Here is a 6,590-nt window from a genome sequence, read left to right as displayed (position 1 = left end):
GGCCTGGGGCGTTCGCCCGTGAGGCTCCGGGCCATCCTCGACGCGTTCGCGACCGGGCCGCGCGGGGCCGGGCGCCCCGTACGGGTATGGCCCGCGGACGAAACCCTCTGGCTCCGCGAGAACGGTGCCTGGCGCCCCCGCGCGGCACGCCACGTCCTGCACGCCCTGGCCTCGCTCGGCTCCCGGGGCCGTTACGCCGCCCATGCGGAGCGCGGCGTCAAAATCCTCACCGGGCCGGTCAGCACCCTGGCGCTGCCGGATGCCGAGGCCGAAATCCGGTTCGTCTTCCATGTCACCCCGCTCGGCTACGGCGAGGCCGCCTTCTGAGGCGCAACGCTCGGTCTTTTGTTTTCATCATCCCGACAGCCGGAACCACCGTTCGAGATGATGCTCTCATCGGCCGACGCTGCAACCGGGCATCCCAGGCCGATCACCTGGGCCAGAAACGCCAGCGCCGCGCGGATCACGGGCGAGCGCTTCAGGTCGGGATAGGTCACGAGCCAGACATCCCGGGGCGGCGGTTTTGGCTCGACCGGGAGGCGGGTGAGCGCCGCATCGCCGTCCCCGAGGAAGCGGGGCAGGACGACGGCGCCCAGGCCAGCCCGGGCCGCCTCCTGCTGGCCGAACAGGTCGCTGGCCTGGAACACGATCGGCCGGCCCGACAGCAGGCTCCGCAGCCAGGCCTGCTGGGGGACGTGGTCCAGGGCGGAATCGTAGCCGATGAAGGTCCAGTCCGCCGGGGCCTTCGCTGCCTGATCCGGGGTCGCGTAGAGGGCGAACCGCATCACCCCGATGCGGCGGATCAGGAGGTCCGGGTCGTCGGGGCGGGTCAGGCGCACGGCGATCTCCGCCTCCCCGCGGTCGAGGGCGGCGATCCGGGCGGCGCCGGACAGGACCAGGGTGATGCCGGGATGCGCCCCGTGGAAGCGCGCGACCTGCGGGGCGATGAGGCGTGCTGCCACGGCCGGCGGAGCGCTGATCCGGACCGTGGCGACCGGTGCCACCGCGTAGCCAAGGGCGCGGCGCTCGATCGCCCGTACGGTTCCGACGATCTCCGCCGCCAGGGCCGCGATGGCGGTCCCCTCCGGAGTCAGCGCGACCCGGCGCGGCAGGCGCTCCACCAGCCGCAGCGCCAGGGCGTCCACCAGGGACGCGACACGCCGGCCGATCGTCGCGTGATCGACTCCGAGGTCGCGCGCGGCGGCCGAGAGCGAGCCGGTCCGGGCGAGGACCGCGAAGTGCTGGAGATCCTGCCAATCGATCATCGGTGAAGTTTCGCACGAGGCCGGTGAAGAGATGCCGAATTCCCTCACAGACTAAAACGCGTTTCTCTGTCGGGGCAGGAGGTCGATCATGACGGCAGCGATGATGATGGCCGGGCCCGGTGCGCCGGATGTCCTGACGGCGACCGAGATCGACATCGGCGAACCCGGCGCCGGCGAAGTCCGCATTCGGCAATCCGTGATCGGCGTAAACTTCGTCGACATCTACTTCCGGACCGGTCTCTACCCGATCGCCGCCTATCTGGCGGTGCTCGGTTTCGAGGCGGCCGGGACGGTGGAGGCCGTCGGCCCGCGGGTCGTGTCGGTCGGGCCCGGCGACCGGGTCGCCTATCACGGCACCCCGATGGGCGCCTATGCCGAGGCGCGGATCCTGCCGTCGGAACGGCTGGTACGGCTGCCCGCCACCCTCCCCGACCGCCTGATGGGCGGCACGATGCTGCGCGGCCTGACCGCCCACATGCTGCTGCACAAGGTCCGGGCGGTCGGGCCCGGCGACTGGATCCTGGTCCACGCCGCCGCGGGCGGGCTCGGCCAGATCGTCACGCGCTGGGCGAAGCGCCTCGGCGCGCATGTCATCGGCACGGTCGGTTCCGAGGGCAAGCGCGCGCTGGCCCTGGAGGCCGGGGCGGACGCGGTGCTCCTGCACGGCGCGGACGACTGGGCCGAGCGGACCCGGGCCCTGGCGGATGGGCAGGGCGTGCATCTGGCGATCGACGGCATCGGCGGTGGCATGCTGGCCCGGACCTTCGCGGCGGTCCGGCCGTTCGGGCTCGTGGCGAACCTCGGCCAGCCGGCTGGGCCGATCCCGCCTGTACGCGTCGAGACGCTGGGAGGCGGGCGGCCGGTCGCGCTGATGCGACCGAGCGTGATGGCCTACGCCAACGATCCGGACCTGTATCGCCGCGGCGCCGCGGACCTGATCGCCGCCCTGGAGGCCGGCCTGATCAACCCGATCGGGGCCGCCTACGACCTCCGGGACGCCGCCCGCGCGCATGCCGACCTAAAGGGCGGCCGTACCACGGGCAGCGTCATACTTACGGTCTAGGTGCTGCCGACCTGCTTCGACCGAGGGCTGCGGGACCGTCGGAATCCCGGTTTTCCGCGTGTCGATCGACGGCCCGCGTGCGGCGTCGCGCTGCCCGAATCGCGGCACAGGTGTATGGGGAGGTGCACGATTCGACGCTCGGAGCGGATCGTCCCGCGCGGTCGCGCCAGGGGCGCGCCAGGAGTGACAGGGCCGGAATGCCGTCCGTCGACACGCCCGTTCCCGTGGGCGCCTTCGCGCTCCTGCTCGTCGCCTTCGCGGTGAAACACCTTGCGGCCGACTTCTTCCTCCAGACCAACTGGATGGCGCAGGGCAAGGAGCGGGCCTCGGCCTGGGCCGGGCCGCTCTGCGCCCATACCGGCCTGCACGGTTTCGGGACGCTGCTGATCGCCCTGGCGGTCGAGCCGGCCCTATGGTGGCTGGCGCTCGTGGATTTCGTGATCCACACGGGGATCGACCGGGGCAAGGCGCTGGTCGGCCAGCGGACCCGCTTCCCGGCCTCGGACGCGCGGTTCTGGTGGCTGATCGGGGTCGATCAGTTCCTCCACCAGGTGACCCATATCGGGCTCGCCGTCGTGCTGGCGGCGGCCTAGCGCATCGTGCCGGATATCGGAACCGGCGCGCTGCGCTGGGTCTTTGCTTCGCATCGTCCCGAAAGCCGGCAGCCACCTTTCGGAACGATGCTCTGATCCTCAGGTCAGCTCGGCCTCGAGCAGCAGGTTGGTGTCGGCGACCTTGCCGGCGAGCTCCAGGATCAGGAAGCGCTGGAGGGCGAGCGCGAGGTCGGGGCGCTCCCGTTCCATCCGGGCCAGCGCGGCCCGGTCGACGCCGACCACCCGGCAGGGACTCTCGGCGACGGCGGTGGCGGTGCGCCGCCCGCCCTTCACCAGCCCGATCTCGCCGATCACCGTGCCGGCGGTCGTGGTGCGCAGGCGCAGGTTGGGCCGGCCGGACACCTCCATCTCGATCGACACGACGCCCTGCTCGAGGAAGTACAGGGTGTCGGCCGCCTCGCCCTGGCGGAGCAGCGCCTCGCCGGCCGCGAGGGTGCGGAGGCTGAGATACGGCGCGAAATCGGCCGGCGCGAGGCTGCAGCCGAGGCGATCCGCCATGTGCTCGGCAAACAGCGCAACAGCGCCCTCCCCGGCGGAGCCGGCTTCGAACAGCAGCCGCGTCTCGGCCTCGCGCAGGGCCTCGTCCAGGGTGTGGCGCGTCCGCAGCCGCGGCCCGGCCAGGCCCCCGCGCTCGATTTGCCTGAGGGCCGCGGCTCCCAGATGGACCAGCAGCACGTCGAAGCCGCGCTGCTCGGCGAGCTGCCCGATCTTGCGGAACGCGATCAGGGCCGAGCTGTCGAGCCCGACGCAATCGCGAAAATCCAGGATCAGGGTGCGCAGGGTGCCGGGCTCCGCGGCGGCCCGGCGATAGATCGTCTGGGCGTTGAGGAAGAACAGGTAGCCCTGCAGGGCGTAGATCCGCGTCCGGTCCCCGGATTCGCGCAGCAGCTCGGCGGTGTCGGGCGCGCGGATGATGCTGCTGCGCCGCTCCGACCCGGACAGCGACCGGCGCACCGCCGGGATCTGGCCGTACTGGACCGCGAAGATCAGGATCGCCAGCACGACGCCGACCAAAAAGCCCGTGGTGGCGCCGAACAGGGCGGTCGCCGCGCACACCGCCAGGGCGATGCCGCTCTCCCACACCGGGAAGGTCCGGCAGGCCAGCGCGAGGTTGACCAGCAGCCCGAGGCCGATGGCGATCAGGGCGCCGCCGGCGAGGGGGCGGGGTAGCAGCGCCAGCGGGCTCGCGCCGAACACCAGCAGCGCCGCCATCACGGCGAGCGTGAGCCACCAGCCGAGCCAGTGGCTGCCGCCGATATTGTGCAGCAGCAGCGTCGAGGTCCGGCCGAAGCCCACGGCGGGGCTGCCGAACAGGCTGCCGACCAGGTTGGCCGCCCCCGACGCGACGAACATCCGGTCGATGTTGAGATCGCGCCGCATCTCCAATTCGACGCTGATGACGTAGAGGATCTGGATGATGATCGCGACGACGATCTCGGTGGCGATCCGGGGCAGGATCGGCAGGAGCAGGGCGGGATCGAGGGCCCGGAGCGCCATCGCGGCCGGGGCCTGCAGCAGGGATCCCGTCGGCAGCGCCTCGATCAGCCATCCGGCCGCCTGCGCGGCTGCCGTGTCGATGCCCTGCACGGCCAGGCCGAGATGCACGCCGACGAGGCTGACCAGGATGACCGTCGGGTAGGTGCCCCAATGCCTGACGCGCCGGGGCAGGTAGAAGGCGCAGAATCCGATGGCGAAGGTCAGGACGATGCGTCCGAGCACCCCGGGATCGAGGTGGCTCGGATCGAGGGCCGCCGGATCGAGCAGGTTCAGCATCGCCGCGGCGGGATCGTCGAGATGCGCGCCGATCTGCAGGCCGCTCTTCAGGAACAGCAGGCCGACGCCGCCGAGGAAGCCTGTCAGGACCGGGTAGGGCAGGAGCTGCGCCAGCAGCGAGGCGCGCATCGTGCCGAGTAGCGCGAAGACGAGGCCGGTGGCGAAGGTCGAGACGCCGCAGGCGACCAGCACGATCTGGCCGACCGTGGCGGGATCGGTGATGCCGCTGTCGCGGAGTTCTCCGGCCACCGCGGCTGCGATCGCCGCCTGCACGATCGCGGCCGCCCCGATGAAGGACAGCGACACCACCACGGTCCGCCGCAGCGCGACGAAGACGAGGCTGCCCAGCACGTAGGCCGCCAGCATCGCCGACATCCCGGCGACGCGGCTCTCCGCGAGCGGGCCGGAAAAGATCAGCTGCGAGAAGCTGATCAGGTCGAGCAGCAGGACCATGGTGGCCACGGCGGCGGCGGCGATCGTGCGCGCTGTGCGCACCAACGCATCGCGCCCCTCGGTCGGTCGCCGGCTGCCGGCGGAGGCCATATCGGTGGTTGTCATCGGGACGGCTTCCGCATTCCGAAGATGTGTTCAAGGCCGGAGCAGCAGATCCCCGGCCACCGCATGCACAGGCAGCGCGGACGTACGGGAATCACGCTTGGCCGCAGCGTTCTAACCCGATGGCAGCCCGGGGCTTAAATTATCGTGCCGGCGGCAAGGGTCGGGCGGCGGTGTTGTCCAGGTTTCAACCGATTCCGATGCGGCCCGAACCCTGCGGGAATACGGTTCCGGCTGGGCCGCCGGAGCTATCCCTCTGCCGGGCCTGGCGATTCCGGAGGCGGATTCCCCTCCTCGGCGTCATGCTCTAAGCCGGCTCCAACCAGGATCCGCCGATGCCCGCCTCGACCCGCCCGTCCCGTCCCGCGCGCGCCGCGCTCCTGCTTGCCGGCCTCGCGGGGCCCGCGCAGGCCGAGGATGCCCCGTCGATCGCCTGGCCCGAGCCCGGGGGCCGGGCGACGATCAGCCGGGCCTTCAACGGATCCCCGATCACGGTCGGCATCTCGTCCCGCACCGGCGGCGCGATCGACAGCCTGACCTGGGGCGGCACGCAATTTATCAACGCCCACGATCACGGCCGCGAGCTGCAATCGGCCTCGTCCTACGACGGCTACGGCGAGTGCCTGAACCCCACCGAGGCCGGCAGCGATTCCGACGGCACGGGGCCCCGCAGCACGACCCTTCTGACGGAGCTGAAACGCGGCCCGGACACACTCCAGACGCGGTCGCAGATGGCCTACTGGATCGAGCCGGGCCGCGTCACCGGCAGCTGCCCGAAGGGACCCGGCCCCCATGCCGGCCCCCGGTCCGACGACGTCCTGGCCAAGACCGTCACCCTGGGCGCCGCGGGCGTGGCCAACGCCATCGCGTACCGCGCCACCTACATCACCGCGCAACCCCACGAATCGGCGACCTTCGAGGCGGCGACCGCCTACATGCCGCCGGACTTCACGGCGTTCTGGAACCTCGACCCGGCGACCGGCCAGTCCGCGCCGCTCTCGGCCGGGCCGGGCGAGCAGGGCGTGCCGGTGATCCTGGCCACCCCCGACGGCTCCCGGGCGATGGGCGTCTACAGCCCCGCCCTCCCCCAGCCGGCCGTTCCGAATGCCGGTTACGGCCGGTTCAACTTCGCGACCCTGCCGGGCCCGGGCAACGCCACGGTGAAGTGGAACTGCGTCTTCCGGGAGAACAACGTCCCGGCGGGGGCGCACAGCTACACCTGCTACGTGGTGGTCGGCACCCTGCAGGATGTCCGCGCGGGCCTCGTCTCCCTGCGGGCGGCCCTGACCGGCGGGCACGCGGCTCCCCTCCCCGCCAACC

Annotated in this window: 6 protein-coding genes; 4 read left to right on the top strand and 2 right to left on the bottom strand. The window is 71.9% G+C overall.

All coding sequences use genetic code 11. The features are described from left to right. The coding region (locus FV228_RS17210; RefSeq protein WP_210247805.1) for a hypothetical protein at positions 1–327 on the top strand (327 nt) is incomplete at its 5' end. Here FV228_RS17210 and FV228_RS17205 read toward each other — a convergent pair. Next, entirely contained in the window at positions 306–1,265 is a 960-nt protein-coding gene (locus tag FV228_RS17205) for a LysR family transcriptional regulator (RefSeq protein WP_147855745.1), read from the bottom strand. The genes FV228_RS17210 and FV228_RS17205 overlap by 22 nt on opposite strands. A gap of 88 nt (positions 1,266–1,353) precedes the next feature. Between FV228_RS17205 and FV228_RS17200 the strand changes: the two genes are divergently transcribed. Together FV228_RS17200 and FV228_RS17195 are read left to right on the top strand one after the other, a co-directional pair. After that, entirely contained in the window at positions 1,354–2,328 is a 975-nt protein-coding gene (locus tag FV228_RS17200) for a quinone oxidoreductase (RefSeq protein ID WP_147855744.1), read from the top strand. A 197-nt stretch (positions 2,329–2,525) separates the two neighbouring features. Next, positions 2,526–2,921, top strand: coding sequence for a DUF3307 domain-containing protein (locus FV228_RS17195; RefSeq protein ID WP_147855743.1), 396 nt, complete (start codon positions 2,526–2,528; stop codon positions 2,919–2,921). Between the two features lie 99 nt (positions 2,922–3,020). On the opposite strand, the gene FV228_RS17190 is transcribed toward FV228_RS17195, so the two are convergent. Next, positions 3,021–5,273, bottom strand: coding sequence for a cyclic nucleotide-binding domain-containing protein (locus FV228_RS17190; RefSeq protein WP_147855742.1), 2,253 nt, complete (start codon positions 5,271–5,273; stop codon positions 3,021–3,023). Positions 5,274–5,605: 332 nt separating this feature from the next. Between FV228_RS17190 and FV228_RS17185 the strand changes: the two genes are divergently transcribed. Further along, positions 5,606–6,590, top strand: a 985-nt coding sequence (locus tag FV228_RS17185) for a hypothetical protein (protein WP_147855741.1), incomplete at its 3' end; no start/stop codon positions are given.

Origin of the sequence: Methylobacterium sp. WL18, from assembly GCF_008040015.1 — a bacterium.
In the GTDB taxonomy this organism is placed as follows: Bacteria; Pseudomonadota; Alphaproteobacteria; order Rhizobiales; family Beijerinckiaceae; genus Methylobacterium; species Methylobacterium mesophilicum.
Note: the sequence above shows the minus strand (reverse complement) of the source record. Positions and strands in the feature narration are given on the sequence as shown.

Excerpts from the sequence above, each read along its gene's own strand:
- FV228_RS17205 (WP_147855745.1), bottom strand. The coding sequence starts at position 1,265 with ATGATCGATTGGCAGGATCTCCAGCACTTCGCGGTCCTCGCCCGGACC.
- FV228_RS17200 (WP_147855744.1), top strand. The coding sequence starts at position 1,354 with ATGACGGCAGCGATGATGATGGCCGGGCCCGGTGCGCCGGATGTCCTG.
- FV228_RS17195 (WP_147855743.1), top strand. The coding sequence starts at position 2,526 with ATGCCGTCCGTCGACACGCCCGTTCCCGTGGGCGCCTTCGCGCTCCTG.
- FV228_RS17190 (WP_147855742.1), bottom strand. The coding sequence starts at position 5,273 with ATGACAACCACCGATATGGCCTCCGCCGGCAGCCGGCGACCGACCGAG.